This is a genomic window from Mesorhizobium sp. WSM4850 (genome assembly GCF_055811735.1).
In genome coordinates this window covers 11001-29033 of sequence record NZ_JBVVPV010000059.1, presented here as the reverse complement: position 1 = coordinate 29033, position 18033 = coordinate 11001, and the positions used below count along the sequence as shown (strand labels likewise).

The 18033-nt window shown below is 64.6% G+C and carries 16 protein-coding genes; 3 read left to right on the top strand and 13 right to left on the bottom strand.

Annotation, left to right across the window (positions count from 1 at the left end):
• Positions 1–147: 147 nt before the first annotated feature.
• On the bottom strand, positions 148–1281 hold the full coding sequence (locus AC0L2Z_RS31870; protein ID WP_287229520.1) for a KamA family radical SAM protein: 1134 nt from the start codon (positions 1279–1281) through the stop codon (positions 148–150).
• 291 nt (positions 1282–1572) lie between these two features.
• Positions 1573–2877: a mechanosensitive ion channel family protein gene (locus AC0L2Z_RS31865; protein ID WP_473630239.1), complete on the bottom strand. Its 1305-nt coding sequence runs from the start codon at positions 2875–2877 to the stop codon at positions 1573–1575.
• Positions 2878–3452: 575 nt separating this feature from the next.
• Between AC0L2Z_RS31865 and AC0L2Z_RS31860 the strand changes: the two genes are divergently transcribed.
• Positions 3453–3884 carry a class I SAM-dependent methyltransferase gene (locus AC0L2Z_RS31860; RefSeq protein ID WP_473630238.1) on the top strand — a complete coding sequence of 144 codons (432 nt, stop codon included), beginning with the start codon at positions 3453–3455 and terminating at the stop codon, positions 3882–3884.
• A gap of 67 nt (positions 3885–3951) precedes the next feature.
• On the opposite strand, the gene AC0L2Z_RS31855 is transcribed toward AC0L2Z_RS31860, so the two are convergent.
• Positions 3952–5574, bottom strand: coding sequence for an ABC-F family ATP-binding cassette domain-containing protein (locus AC0L2Z_RS31855; RefSeq protein ID WP_473630237.1), 1623 nt, complete (start codon positions 5572–5574; stop codon positions 3952–3954).
• Positions 5575–5751: 177 nt separating this feature from the next.
• Here AC0L2Z_RS31855 and AC0L2Z_RS31850 point away from each other — a divergent pair, with 177 nt between their 5' ends.
• The gene (locus AC0L2Z_RS31850; RefSeq protein WP_023799016.1) at positions 5752–6081 is read left to right on the top strand and encodes a hypothetical protein; all 330 of its coding nucleotides are present in this window, start codon (positions 5752–5754) and stop codon (positions 6079–6081) included.
• 58 nt (positions 6082–6139) lie between these two features.
• Here AC0L2Z_RS31850 and AC0L2Z_RS31845 read toward each other — a convergent pair whose 3' ends face one another.
• The 5 genes from AC0L2Z_RS31845 to AC0L2Z_RS31825 form a co-directional block, all read right to left on the bottom strand.
• Positions 6140–6343: a hypothetical protein gene (locus tag AC0L2Z_RS31845; protein ID WP_473630236.1), complete on the bottom strand. Its 204-nt coding sequence runs from the start codon at positions 6341–6343 to the stop codon at positions 6140–6142.
• A gap of 29 nt (positions 6344–6372) precedes the next feature.
• Complete coding sequence (locus AC0L2Z_RS31840) at positions 6373–6786, bottom strand: hypothetical protein (RefSeq protein ID WP_473630235.1); 414 nt, start codon at positions 6784–6786, stop codon at positions 6373–6375.
• A gap of 65 nt (positions 6787–6851) precedes the next feature.
• Positions 6852–8141 carry an amidase gene (locus AC0L2Z_RS31835; RefSeq protein ID WP_473630234.1) on the bottom strand — a complete coding sequence of 430 codons (1290 nt, stop codon included), beginning with the start codon at positions 8139–8141 and terminating at the stop codon, positions 6852–6854.
• Positions 8142–8194: 53 nt separating this feature from the next.
• The gene (locus AC0L2Z_RS31830) at positions 8195–9469 is read right to left on the bottom strand and encodes a tetratricopeptide repeat protein (protein ID WP_473630233.1); all 1275 of its coding nucleotides are present in this window, start codon (positions 9467–9469) and stop codon (positions 8195–8197) included.
• 81 nt (positions 9470–9550) lie between these two features.
• Entirely contained in the window at positions 9551–11026 is a 1476-nt protein-coding gene (locus AC0L2Z_RS31825) for a WD40 repeat domain-containing protein (protein WP_473630232.1), read from the bottom strand.
• A gap of 219 nt (positions 11027–11245) precedes the next feature.
• Between AC0L2Z_RS31825 and AC0L2Z_RS31820 the strand changes: the two genes are divergently transcribed.
• The gene (locus tag AC0L2Z_RS31820) at positions 11246–11710 is read left to right on the top strand and encodes a GFA family protein (protein ID WP_473630231.1); all 465 of its coding nucleotides are present in this window, start codon (positions 11246–11248) and stop codon (positions 11708–11710) included.
• Between the two features lie 59 nt (positions 11711–11769).
• Here AC0L2Z_RS31820 and AC0L2Z_RS31815 read toward each other — a convergent pair whose 3' ends face one another.
• The 5 genes from AC0L2Z_RS31815 to ligD all read right to left on the bottom strand — a co-directional run bounded on the left by AC0L2Z_RS31815 (position 11770) and on the right by ligD (position 17965).
• Positions 11770–12540: an exodeoxyribonuclease III gene (locus tag AC0L2Z_RS31815; protein WP_473630230.1), complete on the bottom strand. Its 771-nt coding sequence runs from the start codon at positions 12538–12540 to the stop codon at positions 11770–11772.
• 9 nt (positions 12541–12549) lie between these two features.
• Positions 12550–13194 carry an alpha/beta hydrolase family protein gene (locus AC0L2Z_RS31810; RefSeq protein WP_128170365.1) on the bottom strand — a complete coding sequence of 215 codons (645 nt, stop codon included), beginning with the start codon at positions 13192–13194 and terminating at the stop codon, positions 12550–12552.
• Between the two features lie 183 nt (positions 13195–13377).
• Positions 13378–14484 carry a tetratricopeptide repeat protein gene (locus AC0L2Z_RS31805; RefSeq protein ID WP_473630229.1) on the bottom strand — a complete coding sequence of 369 codons (1107 nt, stop codon included), beginning with the start codon at positions 14482–14484 and terminating at the stop codon, positions 13378–13380.
• Positions 14481–15395, bottom strand: a complete 915-nt coding sequence (ku, locus tag AC0L2Z_RS31800; protein ID WP_419693898.1) for a non-homologous end joining protein Ku — start codon at positions 15393–15395, stop codon at positions 14481–14483. The genes AC0L2Z_RS31805 and ku overlap by 4 nt, the downstream gene beginning before the upstream one ends.
• Before the next feature lie 89 nt (positions 15396–15484).
• Positions 15485–17965, bottom strand: a complete 2481-nt coding sequence (gene ligD, locus AC0L2Z_RS31795; RefSeq protein WP_473630228.1) for a DNA ligase D — start codon at positions 17963–17965, stop codon at positions 15485–15487.
• Between the last annotated feature and the right edge of the window lie 68 nt (positions 17966–18033).

Genomic DNA, 18033 nt, shown 5'->3' with positions numbered 1-18033 from the left:
CCCCCCGCCCCTGGTGTCGGTTTATCTCCCCCCGTCAGCCCCAATCCGCCCACCCTCCCTGCCTCTTTACCCTCCGCCCCCCCCCCCCCCCCCGGGGCCCCCGCCCCCCCACCTCTCCCCCGCTTGCGGGGGCGAGGAACCAAGGTTTCAGAGGTCGCCGACAAGCTCCGTATAGGTCCTCAGCTCACCATCCTGCCCACGAATCCGCCACGTCTCCCCGTCCCGCGCCTCGACATGGCACGGGCCGAGCGGCACTTTGCCGCCGCCATCGGGCAGATCCAGCACGTAGACGGGGTTGCAGATGCCCGACAGGCGCGCCCGCAAGGCGCTGACCAGCGCCCGTCCCTCGGCAATCGTGGTGCGCCGATGCGCCATGCCGCGCGCGAGGTCGCCGTGGTGCAGGTAATAGGGTTTTATGCCGAGGCGGTACATCAGCTCGCGGCACAGTTCCTCCAGCACCTCGACGGTGTCGTTGACGCCTTTCAGCAGGACGCTCTGATTGAGCAGCACGAAGCCGCCCTGCCGCAACGCGCGGCAGGCTTCTTCGGTGGCCGGCGTGATCTCCCGCGCGTGGTTGAAATGGGTGACGACTGTGACCATCAGCCGGCCCTGCAGCGAGCGAACCAGCCCTGACGTGACGCGCGAGGGCAGCGCTACGGGCACGCGGGTGTGGATGCGCAAGAGCCGCACATGCGCAACCGCCTCGATGCGGGCGCGGATTTCTGCCAGCGCCTTGTCCGGCAGCGACAGCGGGTCGCCGCCGGTCAGGATCACCTCGCGGATTTCGGGGTGGGCCTCGATATAGGCGAAGGCCGGCTCCAGCGCCTCGCGCGAAAAACCCCGGCCGATCGAGGTCAGCGACTCCTTGCGAAAGCAGAACCGGCAATAGACCGCGCACTGGTAGGTCGCAAACAGCAGAACCCGGTCGGCATGGCGATGCGTCAATCGCGGCACCGGGCTGAAGACGTGGTCGGCGATCGGATCGTCGAGCTCGCCTTCCTGCTCGGCCAGCTCTTCGGGCGACGGGATGACCTGCGCCCGGATCGGATCGGCGGGGTCGCTCCAGTCGATCAGCTCGAGATAGGCTTTTGGGATGCGAACCTTGTGGCGCGTGGCCGCGGCTTGAGCCGCCGCGCGCTCGGCTGGCGACAGCGGCAGGGAGTCGAGATCGCGCACCTGCCGCACGCCGGCGCGAACATCGTCCTGCCACGCGGCGTCGTAGGCGTGCTCGTCGTCGGCCGCCATGCTGCTGGCGTCGGGGATGTCGAGGTGTGAGGTCATCGCAGGCTCCTTGAATTCGGGCTGGATACAGCATTGGAGCCGAGGTGCGAACCCTTGCCGGATGCACTCGCGAACGCGCACGGCGCCGAAGCTGCCAATCTCCCCCCTCGTGGGGGAGATGCCCGGCAGGGCAGAGGGGGGCGCGAAGGATCGCCAACCTTGTTCGTTCTGAACGCGCAAAGGACGTTCTAAGCGAATGCGCGTGAGAGCGGATCGGTGAGAGAAGTCGGCGGGACAGCGCCCCCCTCTGTCCTGCCGGACATCTCCCCCACAAGGGGGAGATTGGCAGCTTCAGCGCCCGCCTGATTTCTCAGCGCGCCCATCCGGCTTCATGATGATCTCGCGATGCGGATAGGGGATGTCGATGCCGTTTTCCCTAAAAGTGTCCCACAGCGCCAAAAGCACCCTGCCGCGCACATTGGTCAGGCCTTGCTGAGGGTCGTGGATCCAGAAGCGCAGCACGAAATTGAGCGAGGATTCGCCGAAGTCGGTGAGCCAGCAGACCGGCCGCCGGTCCGCTTCGACCCGGCCGACGCTCATGGCGGCCTTGATCGCCAGTTCACTGACCTTATGCGGGTCGGCGTCGTAAGAGACGCCGAAATTCACGTCGAGCCGCACGAGGTTGTCGCTGAACGACCAGTTGATGACCCTTTGGGTGATGAAGTCCTCGTTCGGGATCAGGTATTCGCGGCCATCGCGCGTCACCACCGAGACAAACCGCGCCCGCAATTCGCGCACCCAGCCGAAAGTGCCTTCGAGCGAAATGGTGTCGCCCGGCTTGATCGACTTGTCGAGCAGGATGATCATGCCGGAGACGAAATTCGAAACCACCTTCTGCAGCCCGAAAGCCAGGCCGACGCCGACGGCGCCGGAAAATATCGTCAGGGCCGTCAGGTCGAGACCGACGGAAGACAGGGCGATGGCACCCGCCACCAGCACAAGGCCGACCTTTGCGACCTTGCCGACGAGGACGCGGATCGAGGGCGTCAGCTCTTCGGAGATGCGGACGCGCTCGTCGATATACTTGCCGACGACAACCGCAAGCCAAACCGTGGCGATCAGCAGCAGCGCCGCTTTCAGCACCATGAGCGCCGAGAGGCGCACCGCGCCCAAAGGTATTGCGAGGCCGTCCAGGAAAGTCGCGGCGTCGTCGTCGATGCCCAGGATGACAAGGGCCGCATAGATCCAGGTCAGCCAGGCGAGAGCCCGCGCGACAAAGCGATTGCGGACGATGCGCGACAGCACCGACGCAAACAGCCACGCAAGCGATAGGGAGAGCGCGATATAGATGAAATGGGTCCGGCTCGGCCAGGTGACGGCGCGCATGAGAACGAGCGCGGCAAGCAGGAAGACCGTGAACAGGATCCAGTCGGTGCGCCGCAACAGGGCAACGACGACCCTCAACAGTCCGGGATGCCCCTTGATCTGGCGTGCCCGGTTCTCCACGAGCGGTTCGATGCGCTGCGCTGCGAGCTTCGCGACGAGGAAGAGCACGACGATGATGGCAGCCTGATAGAAAAACCACGGCGTGACGGCGTAGTCGAACCATCGGCTGGCCCAGGCCAGCGATTCATCGATGGCGTTGCGAAAATCCATTCCCACACGACCGTTATGGACTGGCGACCAGCACAATGTCGCCGGCCTGGTGCAGGGTCAAGCCGGCGCTCTGCGCTTCAGCCCCGCGCCCCCGGCGCCTCTTGGCCGGTGCGCTCAACATGCCAGGTATAGCCGCCGCCATAGGAGTGACGCGCGCGGCCAGGAAGCGGCCGCCAGAAACAACAACTGATTGGAGTCAACCGCTGGAAAATCGCCAACGCGCAACATTGAATCACTGTTACATTAGCTTGCTCTTAAATTAGATTTAGCGTATGTATGCAGGTGGCCGGTGATCTACCCCCCAACCGGTTAGGCTCGGCGCCAGTCCCGCCCCCCTCAGGCCAACGACGCCGGGCCGCTCGGCCTTTGTTTCTTCTTTAAGTATCCCTGCTGTTCCTGTCGCGCAGTTGAGAAGTCGACCGATTGTCGGCCTCTTCGATATCGATCGAGGGGCGCCCCTCCTCAATAACCGGCGGTGAACACTTCGACGATGTCCGCGATCCCTCAGGTGTCGGCCTTCCCGTCGCCAGCCATGGTCGCTAATCTCGGCTCACGGAAAGAGCTGGAGAAGCGGAATGGCGAACGACTTGTCGCCAAGGCTATTGGCGATCGTCAATGCGCTGCCTTTGCGGCAGGGCATGCGGGTTCTGGAGATCGGCTGCGGCCCGGGTGCTGCGGCGCGCGAGATCGCGCGCCGGATTGGCGACGGCTACGTGCTGGCGATCGACCGCTCGGCCAAGGCCATCACGCAGGCCAGGGCCGCCTCGCGCGCCGAGATTGCAGCGGGCCGGCTGAGCCTGCGTCAGGTCGCCATCGAGGATTTCCAGTTGGAGGCGGACGAGAAGCATTTCGACATTGCCGTTGCGGTGCGCGTCGGCGCGTTGGACGGGCGTCATCCCGAGGCAGGAAAAATCGCCCTGCAACGGCTCAAGGCCGCGTTGACGGCGCAAGGCCGGCTGTTCATCGACGGCGGCGATCCGCTGCGCGAAATTGTGATACACGGCTGAGCAGCCCGTGCTTCCTTTCCGGAATCGAGCGTTTGGGTCATGATGAGCGGCAACGCCGCTCTGCGCCTCAGCTCCGCAGCCCCGGCGCCTCCTGCCCCGTTCTCTCGACATACTCCGTATAGCCGCCGCCATAGGTATGAATCCCCTCGGGCGTCAGTTCCAGCACCCGGTTCGACAGCGCCGCCAGAAAATGCCGATCGTGGGAGACGAACAACATGGTGCCTTCGTACTGCGAAAGTGCCGTGATCAGCATCTCCTTGGTGGCGATGTCGAGGTGGTTGGTCGGCTCGTCCAGCACCAGCAGGTTGGGCGGGTCGAACAGCATCAGCGCCATCACCAGCCGCGCCTTCTCGCCGCCCGACAGCACCCGGCATTTCTTGTCGATCTCGTCGCCGGAAAAGCCGAAGCAGCCGGCCAGCGCGCGCAACGGCGCCTGGCCTGCCTGCGGAAAGGCACCCTCCAGCGTCTGGAACACGGTGCGTTCGCCCTCCAGCACTTCCATGGCGTGCTGGGCGAAATAGCCCATCTTGACGCTGGGCCCACGTGCCACCGTGCCATTGTCCGGCTCGGAAGCGCCGGCGACCAGCTTCAGCAGCGTCGACTTGCCGGCGCCGTTGATGCCCATCACGCACCAGCGCTCGCGGCGGCGCACCTGGAAATCCAGCCCCTGATAGATAGGGCGGCTGCCATAGCCCTTGTGGACGTTCTTCAGGGTCACCACGTCCTCGCCGCAGCGCGGCGCCGGCTGGAAATCGAACGACACTTTCTGGCGGCGTTTTGGCGGCTCGACGCGGTCGATCTTCTCCAGCTTCTTCACCCGGCTCTGCACTTGGGCAGCGTGCGAGGCGCGCGCCTTGAAGCGCTCGATGAAGGCGATCTCCTTGGCCAGCATCGCCTGCTGGCGTTCGAACTGCGCCAGCTGCTGCCGGTCGGCGATCGCCCGCTGCTGCTGGTAGAATTCATAGTTGCCGGAGTAAGCGGTCAGCGAGCCGCCATCGATCTCGACCACCTTGTCGACGATGCGGTTCATGAACTCGCGGTCGTGCGAGGTCATCAGCAGCGCGCCGTCATAATTCTTCAGGAACTGTTCCAGCCAGATCAGGCTTTCCAGGTCGAGATGGTTGCTCGGCTCGTCGAGCAGCATGGCGTCGGGCCGCATCAGCAGGATCCTGGCCAGCGCCACGCGCATCTTCCAGCCGCCGGAAAGTTTTCCGACGTCGCCGTCCATCATCTTCTGGCTGAAGCCGAGGCCGTCCAGCACCTCGCGGGCGCGGCCATCCAGCGCATAGCCGTCGAGCTCCTCGAAACGCGCCTGCAGGTCGCCGTAGCGGGCGATGATGGCGTCCATCTCGTCGGCGCGATCGGGATCGCCCATGGCCGCTTCGAGCGCGCCCATCTCGGCCGCCACTTCGCTCACCGGCCCGGCGCCGTCCATCACTTCGGCAACCGCGCTGCGGCCCGCCATGTCGCCGACTTCCTGGCTGAAATAGCCGATGGTGACGCCGCGATCGACCGAGACCTGGCCCTCGTCGGGCTGCTCCTCGCCGTAGATCATGCGAAACAGCGTCGTCTTGCCGGCGCCGTTCGGGCCGACCAGGCCGACCTTCTCGCCCTTCTGCAAGGAGGCGGAGGCCTCGATGAAGACGATCTGCCGGCCGTTCTGCTTGCTGATGCTTTCCAGTCGAATCATGCTTTTCACGCGCGCCCAAGGGAGTTTCCCCGCGCCAATACGCGATAGGCGGCGCCTGCGGAAGCCCGCAAATCAATCGGAATACGACGCCACATTCGAAGTTCGAACTGAATTGGCGGAACCTCAGATAGGGCCGGCAGTTTAGAAAGATGACCTCAAACAGCGAAGGAGGACGAGATGAAGACCCTAACCGCTATTTTGCTCGCCACCTCAATGATCGGGCTGACGGCCGGCACGGCAAGCGCTACCTGCCACGACACGACCGCATCGATCGAAGCTCAATCAGGCGTTGCAAAAGACGCAACGCGCGCGCCCCTCGAAACCGACGCGAATACCGGTAACAGGGTAAAGGGCGGCCCGGCCAACAAGACCGGCAACACCATGCCGCTTGCCAACCAGGAAGCCGGCGGCGATAAAAACCTTGCCACCTCGCAGCAGGATGTCGAGGCGCAGCAGGAGGGCGAGAAGACAGCAGCGGCCAAGGCCGACCCCTGCAAGCCGGACTGACGCGAATTGAAAAGCCGTTTGCAGACGGCGCGCCGCAGCACAAGGCGAAGCGCGATGGTCACCCGATCCCGCCGGTCACCACGTAGGCGCCGGCGGCGCGTCCGTCCTCAAGACGCACGACGGCGGTGACGATCGAGCCGTACACGCCGCGCCAGACGCTGTGAATTCTCTCATGCTCTTTGGCCGGTACGACTGCACGCCCGGTGAAGCGCGCGCCGGTCCGCTGCAGGCGAATGGGCTCGCCGTTGACATGGACTTTCACGCTGGTCTCGATTCCCGTTCCGGCCACATCTAGGTGACTGTTATCTCGTCCTGATCACCGGCATGGCGCGTCTCGGCGGCAAGCGCCACGGTCAGCGGCGGCGTCTCGTCGGGCATGGTCGCGTTGTGTCGGGCGAAAAAAACATCGTGGGGACGTTCCGGCGTGCGCGGCGGGCGGCTGCGGCGCTGGCCAAAACGCTCGAAGTCGCCGGCCAGCCGCAGCAGCCGGGTGTCGTCATAGGCCTTGCCGGCGAAGGTTAGGCCGACCGGCATGCCGATATCGGCCATCGCGCCCATCGGCACGGTGACGGTCGGAATGCCGAGATGGCGCGGCACCAGATTGCCATTGGCGACCCAGGTGCCGTTGCGCCAGGCCAGTGCTGCGGAGGCCTCGTTGACATCCGCATCGGCCGGCCCGACATCGGCGACGGCGGGAAACACCACCGCGTCGAGTCGTTGCGCGTCGAGCCAATCCTCGAAATCGATGCGCCGCGTCGCCTCCAGGCCTTTCAGGCCAGCCTCCAGCTCAGGAATGGCGTGACGCCGCGCTTGGCCCGCTCGACATATTCCGCCACATCAAAACTGTCCTCATAACGGTCCGGCAGCGTGCCCGGTGGCTGCGGAAAGATTTTTGCGCCGTCGACCGACGCGAGATCGGGGATGGCAGGGTCGGCATTGGCGCGCAGGAAATCGTCCCAGGCGAAGACGCACAGGTCCCATATCTCGCGCTCGGCGAATCCTTCCGGAATCAGCCCGCGATCGACTATGTTTTTTGTTCCCGGCCGGTCGCGCTCGTAGTTGGAGACGACGGGAAAATCGACCTCGACCACATCAGCGGCGAGCCGCCGCATATCCGCTGCCGCCTGCTGCCACAGCTCCAGCACCGAGGCGCGGGTCTGGATCGCAATTTCGGCCTCCGTATCGCGGCCGATATACATGCGGGGCACGCCGAGCCGCATTCCTCGCAGCGCTCCCTCCAGCTCGAGGCCGGTGTAGCGCGGCGGCCGTACGTCCGAGCTCTTCGGCAGCGCCACCCAAGGCTGCGCGCGCCAGAAATCGCCGCTTGTGTCCGGGTCGTCGGCGACGATCACGTCGAGCAGTTCGAGCATGTCGGGCACGCTGCGCGTATGCGGCACCACCACGTCCATCGTCGGCACCAGCGGCCAGTTGCCGCGCACGGAAATCACGCCGCGCGACGGCGTGTAGGCGACCAGCGCATTGTTCGACGCCGGCGCGCGGCCCGACGACCATGTCTCCTCGCCAAGCCCGAAGGCGGCGAAGCTGGCGGCGGTCGCGGTGCCGGAGCCACTCGACGAGCCCGACGCGAAGGCGGCGGTCAGGTAATCGGCATTGTAGGGGCTTTCCGCCCGGCCGTAGACGCCGCGCTGCATGCCGCCATTGGCCATTGGCGGCATATTGGTCAGCCCGATCAGCACCGCGCCGCCGGCCCGCAGCCGCCCGATGGTGAAGGCGTCCTCGTTGGCGACGAGATGCTCGAAGGCCGGCGATCCGGCGGCCACTGTCAGGCCTGATACCTTGTAGCTGTCCTTGGCGGTATAGGGGATGCCGTCCAGCGGCCCGAGCGCAGCACCGTTCCTGCGGCGCCAGTCGGACGCGGCCGCCTCCTCGAACATTTTGGGATTGAGCACGGGAACGGCATTGAGGGCGATGCCATGGCGGTCGTACCTGGCGATGCGCCTGAGATACGCGCCGACCAGCTCGACGCTGGTGACGGTGCCGGCCTCCAGCGCCCGCCGCAGCTGTGCGATCGACGCTTCGACGATGTGGAGATCGGTCACTTTGGGAAAGCCAAACGTCTGTTATCCGCAACAGTTTCAAATATGATCTTTACCTACAATGTCTTGGTGTCCAACAGACCGTCTTCCTTCATCATATCCAGATAAATCTGGACAGCGGGATGGCCATGGGATGAAGCCTTGAGCAGCCATTTGGCAGCTTCTTTGTAGTTCGGCTGTCCATTGATGCCGCGATAATACAGCATCCCAAGACTAGCTTCGGCATCGACATTTCCCGTTTTCGCGGCAGCCAGCCACCAGAACTCAGCAGATTTGTGGTCTCTGGCGATGCCTTCACCATTGGCATAGGCGTATGCCACGAGGAGCTGGGCCTGGGTATCTCCCTGCTTTGCGGCCTTGAGCCACCACGAAACCGCGTCCGCCTTGCTTTGGCTAACACCGGCGCCTTTCGAATAGGCGACCCCCAGGTTCAGTTGCGAACTGACGTTTCCCTGATTGGCCGCCTTGAGCCACCAAGACGCTGCCTCCGCATCGCTTTGGGTAACACCGTTGCCGATTGAATATGCATAGCCAAGCGCGGCTTGTGCCTGGGGGTTGGCGTGTTCGGACGCTTTACGCCACCAGACGGCAGCCCGACCATGATCATGTTGTACCCCCCAACCCTGTGAATAGGCTTGGCCAACAGCGAATTGAGCGTTGGGATATCCCTGATCGGCCGCCTTGCTGAACCAGGAAAATGCCTTTGCGTCATCCTTGCCGACGCCTTTTCCCAACGCATATGCAGTTCCAACGGCATATTGCGCGTCGGCGACGTCTCTGGCCGCGGCTTTCATCCACCATTCGAACGCCTGGCGGTCGTCCTTCGCCATCGCTCGACCTTCTGAATAGAGAACGCCAAGGAAGTGTTGACCATTTGCGTGCCCATTGTCCGCAGCCTTCCGCGCCCACATTAAGGCCAACTCATCGTCTTTTCCGATACCTCTGCCATAATAATAAGCTTGGCTGAGGCCGGACGCACCATCTAGGTTTCCTGCGTCTGCGGTCTTGCGCCAAAAGTTCACTGCCAGCGCGTCATTCCGAGCAACGCCCTGACCTGACCAATACATCAAACCAATATTGTTCTGCGCATCGGGGTTGCCGGCGTCGGCCACTATCTTCCACTGGCGGAATGCCTCGGCGTAGTCCTTGGCGAGGAATGCCGCTTGCGCCTTCTGGATGGCCGACCACTGAGCGTAATAATTGCGAGCTGGCCAAAACAGCACGACAGCAGCCAACACAAGCAAGACGATGGGAAAGATTCTTCGGCGATGTGGCACGGGCAAAATGGACACAGTTGTGTTCGCCTCAAGCGGCCAGTCTTCACTGCTCACGTTCGCCAATCCATTTGTCGATAGCGGTAATCATTAGCGCACGCCGCCTCTTTCCGAAATATTCGCACCTTGAAAATCTAATCAATCTGGCGCTCCGGCGAAAAGCACCACCCCGTCTCCGCCGCCTGCCGGCCAGTCCCGGATGGTGCGGTCGTAGCCGCCGGTCAGCACTGTGCCGTCGGCGGCGAACGCCACGGCGTAGACCGGTCCGGACCGGCTGTCGAACAGCGCGGTCTCGCTGCCGGTTTCCATGTCCCACAGCCGTGCCGTGCCGTCGAGTGAGCCGGACAGCAGCCGCTTGCCGTCGGCCGACAGCGCCAGCGCATAGACCGTGCCCGAATGGCCCTCGAGGCGGCGGACTTCGCGGCCGCTGTCGAGATCCCAGAGCTTGATCGTATAATCGCCGCTGCCGGTGATCAGATGGCGCCCGTCGGCCGTGAACACCACGCCATAGGGGCCGCGCTCATGCCCGTGCCAGCTGCGCAGCTGCTTGCCGGTGCCGATGTCCCATAGTTTTAGCGTGCCCTCGATGCTGCCGCTGATCGCACGCGTGCCGTCGGGCGAGACGGCGACCCCGCTGATCGACCAGTCGTGCCCCGGCATCACGTGAAGCACCGAGCCTTTCTCGATATCCCAGACGATGACCCTGCCGGTGTCGTGCCCGCTGACGGCACGTTTGCCGTCGGGGCTGATCGTCAGCTTGTTGACGCCGCCGTTCTGGCCTGACGAGAAGACGTGCAGCACCGCGCCATCGGCGAGCTGACGCAGCACGATCTCGCCGTCGTCTCCCGCCGTCAGCGCCCGCGCCCCATCGGGCAGGAAAAGCGCGGTACGAGCCATGTCCTTGTGGACGCCAAGCGTGTGGATCAGGCGCTTGCCGTCGATATCCCAGAGCTTGATCGTGCGGTCGGTGCTGGCGCTCATGATCGAGTGACCGTCGGGCGCCACCGCCAGCCAGACGACGGGCTCGCGGTGGCCGTCGGGCTGCGTCGGCTGCGGCGGCGGAACCTGTGGCAGCGGCGCGACGGTCTGCGGTGGCGCAGCCGGGGCTGGAGCAGGCTCCGGCGGTGAAACAGGTGGGGCCAGCGCGACCTCGGACGGCGAGGCAGGGGCCGCTTCCGGTTCCGGGGCCGGTGCGCTGGTGACCTCTTGGCCTTCCGGTGCGCTCGGCGCGGGTTGCTCGGCGGTCAGACTTTTGCCGGCGTCCTGTGGCTGCCGCGACCAGGGGCCGAGTTGGTCGGCCACCAGAGCGAGCACGGCGAGGAACGGAACGACGGCAAAGAGCCGCCGCAGGCGTGGTCGTCCGCCGGGTTGCGTTTCCGCACCCCTGCCGAACAGCGGCACCTTCGGATCGTGCGTCGACCGGCCCGGCAACAGGCCGGCCCAGAACAGCAGGGCTGCAAGGGCTGAAACAACGCCCGCTGTCCCGAAGAAAGCCAGGCGCGCGAACACGAAGCCTTCGCCGACGCCCCCCAGCGCGAAATACAAGCGTGTGAAGCAGAGCATGCCGATCGCCAGCAGCAGCATTGCCAGCAGCCTGTCGACAAACCTGTTCATCGGGCTCCCCTCGCGCCGCTGTTCGCTTCGTCCGCAATGATGCAGGTCGGCGCCGGGCTTGTCGATGCCCGGTCAATTCCGAAGAGCGAAACAGCGAGCGCAAAACGCGCGCCTGCGCCAAAGCGCTCGATATGGCCTGGCGACACTCTTGGTCGCCGCAATGTTGCCCGGTCGCGCGCTAGAATCGCCTGCCAGGGAACTCAGCACCGAGGCCAAGTGATGGATGATTGGAAACTACCCTGGGACGGCGGCTGCCTGTGCGGTGGGATACGCTTTCGCATAAGTGCGCCGCCCTTGCTGACCATGGCCTGTCATTGCACCGGCTGTCAGAAGCTGAGCGCGAGCGCTTATTCCCTGACCATGGCGGTGCCAAGCAGCGGGTTCAGCGTTTCGCTAGGCGAGCCGGTGGTCGGCGGCATGCACGGCCCGCACCGGCAACTCTACTGCCCGCACTGCAAGAACTGGATGTTCACGCATCCGCACGGCCTGGACTTCTTGGTCAATGTTCGCGCTACCATGCTCGACGAGCATCATTGGTACGTGCCCTTCGTCGAGGTCTTCACGTCGGAAAGGCTGCCCTGGGCAACGACCGCCGCCAGCCACAGCTTCGCCACCCAACCCGACCTTGAGGGGTATACGCCATTGATCGAGGCCTTCGCCCGCGAAGGCGCGCGACCGGGCTGACCGGTTGCGCATGAAGGATTAAGATTGGGGAAACCGCCAATGACGGCCAATCTCCGCCCTCACCGCAACTCAACCCAAACCGGCGCGTGGTCGCTGGCGCCGGGCTCGCCGCGAACGTCGCGGTCGATGCCTGCCCCGGCCAGCCGGCGCGTCAGTTTCTTGGACAGCAAGATATGGTCGAGCCGCAGGCCGGCGTCGCGCTGCCAGCGGTTGCGGCGATAATCCCAGAATGTGTAGAGCGTCTCCTTCGGGTGTTTTTTGCGCAGCGCATCGGTCCAGCCCCGGTTCAGCAGCGCTGCGAAAGCGGCGCGGCTTTCCGGCTGCACCAGCGCATTGTCGTCATAGGAGCGGGTCGGATAGATGTCGCGCGGCTCGGGCACGATGTTGTAGTCGCCGGCCAGCACCACCGGCAGGCCGGTGTCGAACAGTTCTTCCGCATGCGCGTTCAGGCGTTGGTGCCAGGCAAGTTTGTACTGGAATTTCGGGCCGGGCTGCGGGTTGCCGTTCGGCGCATAGAGGCAGGCGACGACGATGCCGCTAACCGCCGCCTCGATGTAGCGGGCCTGGTTATCGCCGTCGTCGCCAGGCAGCGCCTCGCGGGTCAGAACGGGTTCTGAACCCCGCGCCAGTATGGCGACGCCGTTCCAGGTCGGCTGTCCCACCCAAACCGCGCCATAGCCGGCCGCGGCGAGTGCTGTGCGCGGAAACTGCGTCTGCCTTGCCTTCAGCTCCTGCAGGCAGACGATGTCGGGCTTGGCGACAGTCAGCCAGGCGAGCAGGTTCTGCAGCCGGCCGTTGATGTTGTTGACGTTGAAGGTGGCGATCTTCATTGGCCTGCTTCAGCGCACGATGCGCTCGGTCCACGCCTTCACCGCATCGGCGAGTGTCTTCAGATGATCGGCGGCCGAAAAACCGGAGATGCTCTTGCGCGGCTTCAAATCGTGGTCTCCATCTTCCAGCCACCGCATTTCGATGGTGTCGGAAAGGTCATAGGTCGCGACCTCGTCCCTGGTCCCGAATTCGTCGCGTGTGCCCTGAAAAATCAATGTCGGCGTCTTGAGACCGGCGAGGTGTTTTGTCCGAAGCTGCGTCGGTTTCCCCGGCGGATGGAAGGGATAGCCGAGGCAAAGCAGCCCTGAAATGTCGCCCTTCGAAAACACCTCGTCGGCGATCATCGAAGCGACGCGGCCGCCCATCGACTTGCCGCCGATGATGAGCGGCCCGTTCACGCCCTTCGCCCTGAGGTCGGCGATCGCCTTGATGTATTCCGGGTTCACCGTCTCGGCGCGCGGCGGCGGCTTGCGGTGGCCGTAGCGGCGGGCCGCCATGTAGTGGAATTCAAAGCGCGCAACGCGGAACCCGGCTTCGGCCAGCGCTTTTGCCGTGGCATTCATCGAGGCAGAATCCATCGGCGCGCCGGCGCCATGGGCGAGCAGGATGGTGATGGGAGCGGTGTCTGGGCCGTCGTAGAGGAAGGTGGTCATGGGAACTCCAACGTAGACGACCCCTTCTCCCCTTGTGGGAGAAGGTGGCCGAGCGAAGCTCGGTCGGATGAGGGGTGTTCCAGGGAACGCCAACGCCTCATTTCTTCCAGCACCCCTCATCCGTCTCGGCGCTAAAGCGCCGATCCACCTTCTCCCACAAGGGGAGAAGGGAGCGCCATCGCCTCACCCCGCCGAGATCCGCGCCAGCTGCAAATCGATGAACTGAATACCCTTGGCCGCCATCCGCGCCCATTCGGAGCTGGCGTCGAGCTCGAGATAGCGCGACCAGTTCCGCCGCGCCTCGGCGAGGTTGCCGGCGTCGAACTCCAGCCTTGCCAGGTTGAACACCGCGTCGGCATAGTTTTGGTCGAGCGCTATCGCCTTCTGCAGGTGCCGCCGCGCCGAGGCCTCGCGACCCTCATCGCTCATCAGCCCGGCCAAATTGAACCAGGCCTCGACAAAGCCGGGGTCACACTTGATGGCGCGGGCATAGTCGTGCGCCGCCTCGGCCGCGCGTCCAGCGGCGCGCAGGCAGTTGGCGCGGTTGAAGGCGGCGATCGCATCGCTCGGATCGATGGCAAGGCAGCGCTGGTAGAGTGCAGCCGCCTGTTCGTGGTGTTCAGCCTCTTCCGCGGCTTCAGCATCGGCGAACAGTTCTTCCAGCGTGTCATCGTCAGGCGTTCCCAGATCGAACAGCAGCTGGCCGTCGAGTTCGCTCTGGCCGCCCTCGAGATAGATCTGATCGGCGCGCCCATGCTGCGAGCCGACATTCAGCGACTTGGCGGTCAGCGAAGCGACCGGACCGCAGCGGTGCACCGAGCGCGCGATCGCCCCCCACGAGGCGCCGCCGGCAATCAGCCCGGCATATTTGCGGGCCAGGATCAAATCGCGAAACGAATAGGGTTCGCCATCATGCTCGAAGGCATCGAAAAGCGACAACAGATCGAGGTCGGCGGCGGCAAGCCGCGACTGGTCAATGAGCGACTGCCTGGGCAGCGCCGAAGCCTCCGGCGCCTTGATCAGCCCGAGCAGGCGCAAAAAACCGTTTTCGCTGATCAGCTTGCGCCCGGCCGCACGCTCGGCGGCGACGCGGCGCTCGATCTCGGCATCCCCGGCCTTGGCCAGAAGCGTGCGGCCGAACACGACATGGCTGGTGCGCCTGTTGACGCCGCGCCGCAACTGGCCCTGCCGGCGCTCGACTTCACGCGCCGCCAGCCTCAGCGGGAACGCCGCCAGCGCGCCGATGGCGCCGAAGACGCCGCCGGAAATTATACCAATGCGCGCTGTCACCCTTTGCTCTTGCCGACGGCCTTGAGCAGATTGGCCTTGAGCGGATTTTCCTTGGCCGCGCCGGCGCCGCCCTTGGCGGTTTTCGCTGCAGGCTTGGCTGCCTCATCGGCCTTGCTCTTGCTCTTGGCGGGCGGCTTGGCCGACTGCGACAGGCTGGCCTTCAGCGCATCCATCAGGTTGATCACGTTGCCGCGCTCGGGCGCGGCGGCGATGATCGGCTTGTGACCCTTGAGCTTCTCGCGGATCATCGCCATCAGCGCGATCTCATAGCGGTCCTCGTAGTTCTTCGGGTCGAAGGTGGTTTCCTTCTGCTTGATCAGCGCTTCGGCAAGCTGCAGCATTTCCGGGTCGGGCTTGCCGGCCGGGATGTTGCCGAAATATTCAGCCGTGCCGCGCACTTCGTTCGGGTTCCTCAAGGTGCAGACGAACATGCCGTTCTCGCGCGCCCCGATCGTCACCACGCGCTCGCGGCTGGACAGCACCAGCCGCGCGATCGCCAGCTTGCCGGATTTGCGCATGGCTTCGCGCAGCACCGCGAAAGTTTCCTCGGCCATCGCGCCATCCGGCGCCAGATAGTAGGGCGCGTCCTGGTAGATGACGTCGACCGAATGCTCGTCGACAAAGGCTTCGATGTTCATCGTGTGGTTGGATTCGATGCGCACCGCCTCGAGGTCGGCATCTTCGATGATAATGTACTGCTTGTCCTCGTATTCGTAGCCCTTGACCAGATCCGAGCGTTCGACCAGTCCCAGCTCGGGGTCGACCGGCTTCATGTTGATGCGGTTGTGGGTGTCCTTGTGCAGCTGGTTGAAACTGATGCGCTCACTGGCACTCGTAGCCGGATACAGCCGGACCGGACAGCTGACGAGACTGAGCTTGAGGTAACCTTTCCAACTTGCCCTGGGCGCCATGAAACTCTCCTACGCGGCCGTGCACTGTCGAACTTTTCGCAGCGCTTCGTCCAAAGGACGAACGACGCTGCGCAAAACCTACATCGCCCTCACAATACCGGCAAATCCCTAGCGAAATCTTCCATGTCGGCCCAGGGATCGCCGGAGGTGGCCAGAAGCCCCGGCAGTGAAGAATAATTCAAATCTTCCGGAGCGTCGATGGATTCCAGATCGGACCAACTCACCGGCGTCGAGGCCGGCAGGTTTGTGCGGGCGCGCAGCGAATAGGGTGCCGCCGAAGTGTGGCCGCGCGCGTTGCGGTGAAAGTCGATGAAGATGCGCCGCTTGCGGTTGTCCTTGCCCATCGTGGTGGTGAAGGTGTCGGGCGCCGTGGCGGCCAATGCCGAGGAGATGGCGCTGGTCGCCTGGTGCAGCTTTTTCCAGTTCTGTTTTTGCGTCACCGGCACTGAGATGTGGATGCCCTTGCCGCCCGAGGTTTTGGCAAACGGCACCAGCCCCATCGCCTCCAGTTCGGCGCGGATATGCACCGCCGCCTCGACCACCTCGCGCCAGCTAACCCCCTCGCCCGGATCGAGGTCGAAGACGATCAGGTCCGGCTTGTCGAGGCGCGTTCGATGGGTGCCCCATGTGTGGAACTCGACGACGCCGAACTGCGCCAGCGCCAGATAGCCCTTGGCGTCCTCCACCGACAGGTAGGATTTGGTCTCGCCCTCGGAATTGGTCGTCTCGAAAGTCGCCACCGATTTCGGCATGCCGGTGAAGGCATGGCGCTGGAAGAAGCAGTCCTGCGGCTTGCCGGTCGGGCAGCGCACCAGTGACACCGGGCGGCCCAAAATATGCGGCAGCATGAAGTCGCCGACCAGCGCGTAGTAGACGGCGATATCAAGCTTGGTCGGTCCGGTTCTGCCGAACAGCCGCCGTGTCGGGTTGGTCACCCAGATCGTGGCGAGGTCGGCCTCGGCGATCAGCCGCTTGCGCTTGGCCGATACAGGCGTCGACAGGCCGACGTCGCGCAGCCCGCGGAACACGGCATGGCGCAGCGCATTATCGGTGGTCTGGTTGGCATAGTGGATATGCGCCGAAAGCAGCGGCCGCACCCAGTTCATCTCGCGCATGATCTCGCGTGGAACGCCTTCGGGTGCAGAGGCGCCGGCGCGCAGCGGCTCCAGCCGGGCCAGCAACGCGGTGGCGGTGGCGGCGTCGAAGCCGGTGCCGACCTTGCCGCGATAGTGCAGCTCGCCATCCTCGAATTCGCCGAGCCCGAGTGCGGCCAGCCCCTCGGCTGCAGCGGAGGTGGTGTAGCCGGCGATGACGAAATCGCCGGTCTTCAGCGCCTTGGTCTTGGTCCAGGTCTTGGTGCGGCCGCTCTGGTAGATCGCCGTGGCGCGCTTGGAGACGATGCCTTCCAGCCCCATCTCGGAGGCCTGGTCGTAGAGCGCCTGGCCATCGCCTTCGACGTGGTCGGAGAACTGGATGTCGGAGTTGGCGCCCAGGCCGGACAGCAATTGCGACAGCAGCGCCTTGCGCCGGCCGAGCGGCGCTTTTCTCAGGTCCCAGCCGTCGAGATACAACAGGTCGAAGGCATAGAAGTGGAGCTTGTTGCCGGCGCCCTCGGCCAGCGCCTCCTGCAACAGGGCAAAGCGGCTGATGCCCCTGGCGTCGAGCACGACGACCTCGCCGTCGATGATCGCATCGCGGCAGGGCAGCCCGGCAAAGGCGAGCGGCAGGTCGCCATAGCGCCTGGTCCAGTCGAGGCCGGCGCGGGTGATCAATTTGACCACTCCGTCGGCCAGATGCGCCATGGTGCGATAGCCGTCGAATTTTATCTCGTGCAGCCAGATTTCGCGCGTTTTTTCGGCAGGGCTTTCGCCGCCCGGCGGCTTTGGAACCTGCGTGGCCAGCTGCGGCTCGATCCGGGAAGGCAGCGGCGCCTTGACCACACCCGGCAGCGCACCGGGTTTCAATGCCACCGGTTTCGCAGGCCTTGCGGCAGGCTTTGCCACCAGTTCCTCGATGGGGCGGCCGGATTTGACGCTTTCCGGCCGGGCCTCCAGTATGTCGAGCCTGGCGTCGGCGGCGAGGTCGCGCTCCTTGAACAGCAGCCAGTTCTTTTTGCCCTCATCCTCGCCGGGCTTCGGTTTCAGCCTGGTCAGCATCCAGCCGCCATTCAGTTTCTCGCCGGCGAGACGAAATTTGAACGAGCCGGTGCGCAAGCTCTTTTCGACATCGCCCATCGGCGCCCAGACGCCGGTGTCCCAGACGATCATCGGCCCGCCGCCATATTCGCCCTCGGGAATGACGCCTTCGAAGTCGATATATTCGAGCGGATGGTCCTCGGTCTCGACCGCCAGCCGCTTGTCGGCCGGATTGAGCGACGGGCCGCGAGGCACCGCCCAGCTCTTCAGCACGTCACCGACCTGCAGGCGAAGATCGTAATGGTCGGCGGTGGCATGGTGCTTGTGGACGACGAAGCGATTGCCTTCTGCGGCAACCGGCCCGCCGGCGGGCTCCGGCGTCTTGCTGAATTCGCGCTTGGCGCGATAGGCCTTGAGTTTGGAGGGAGCTGGCATGTCAAAGACCGAAGCGCGCGGCAGTCAGCAACCAGCGTCTCATTCCTTCGCGCCCCCTCTGTCCTGCC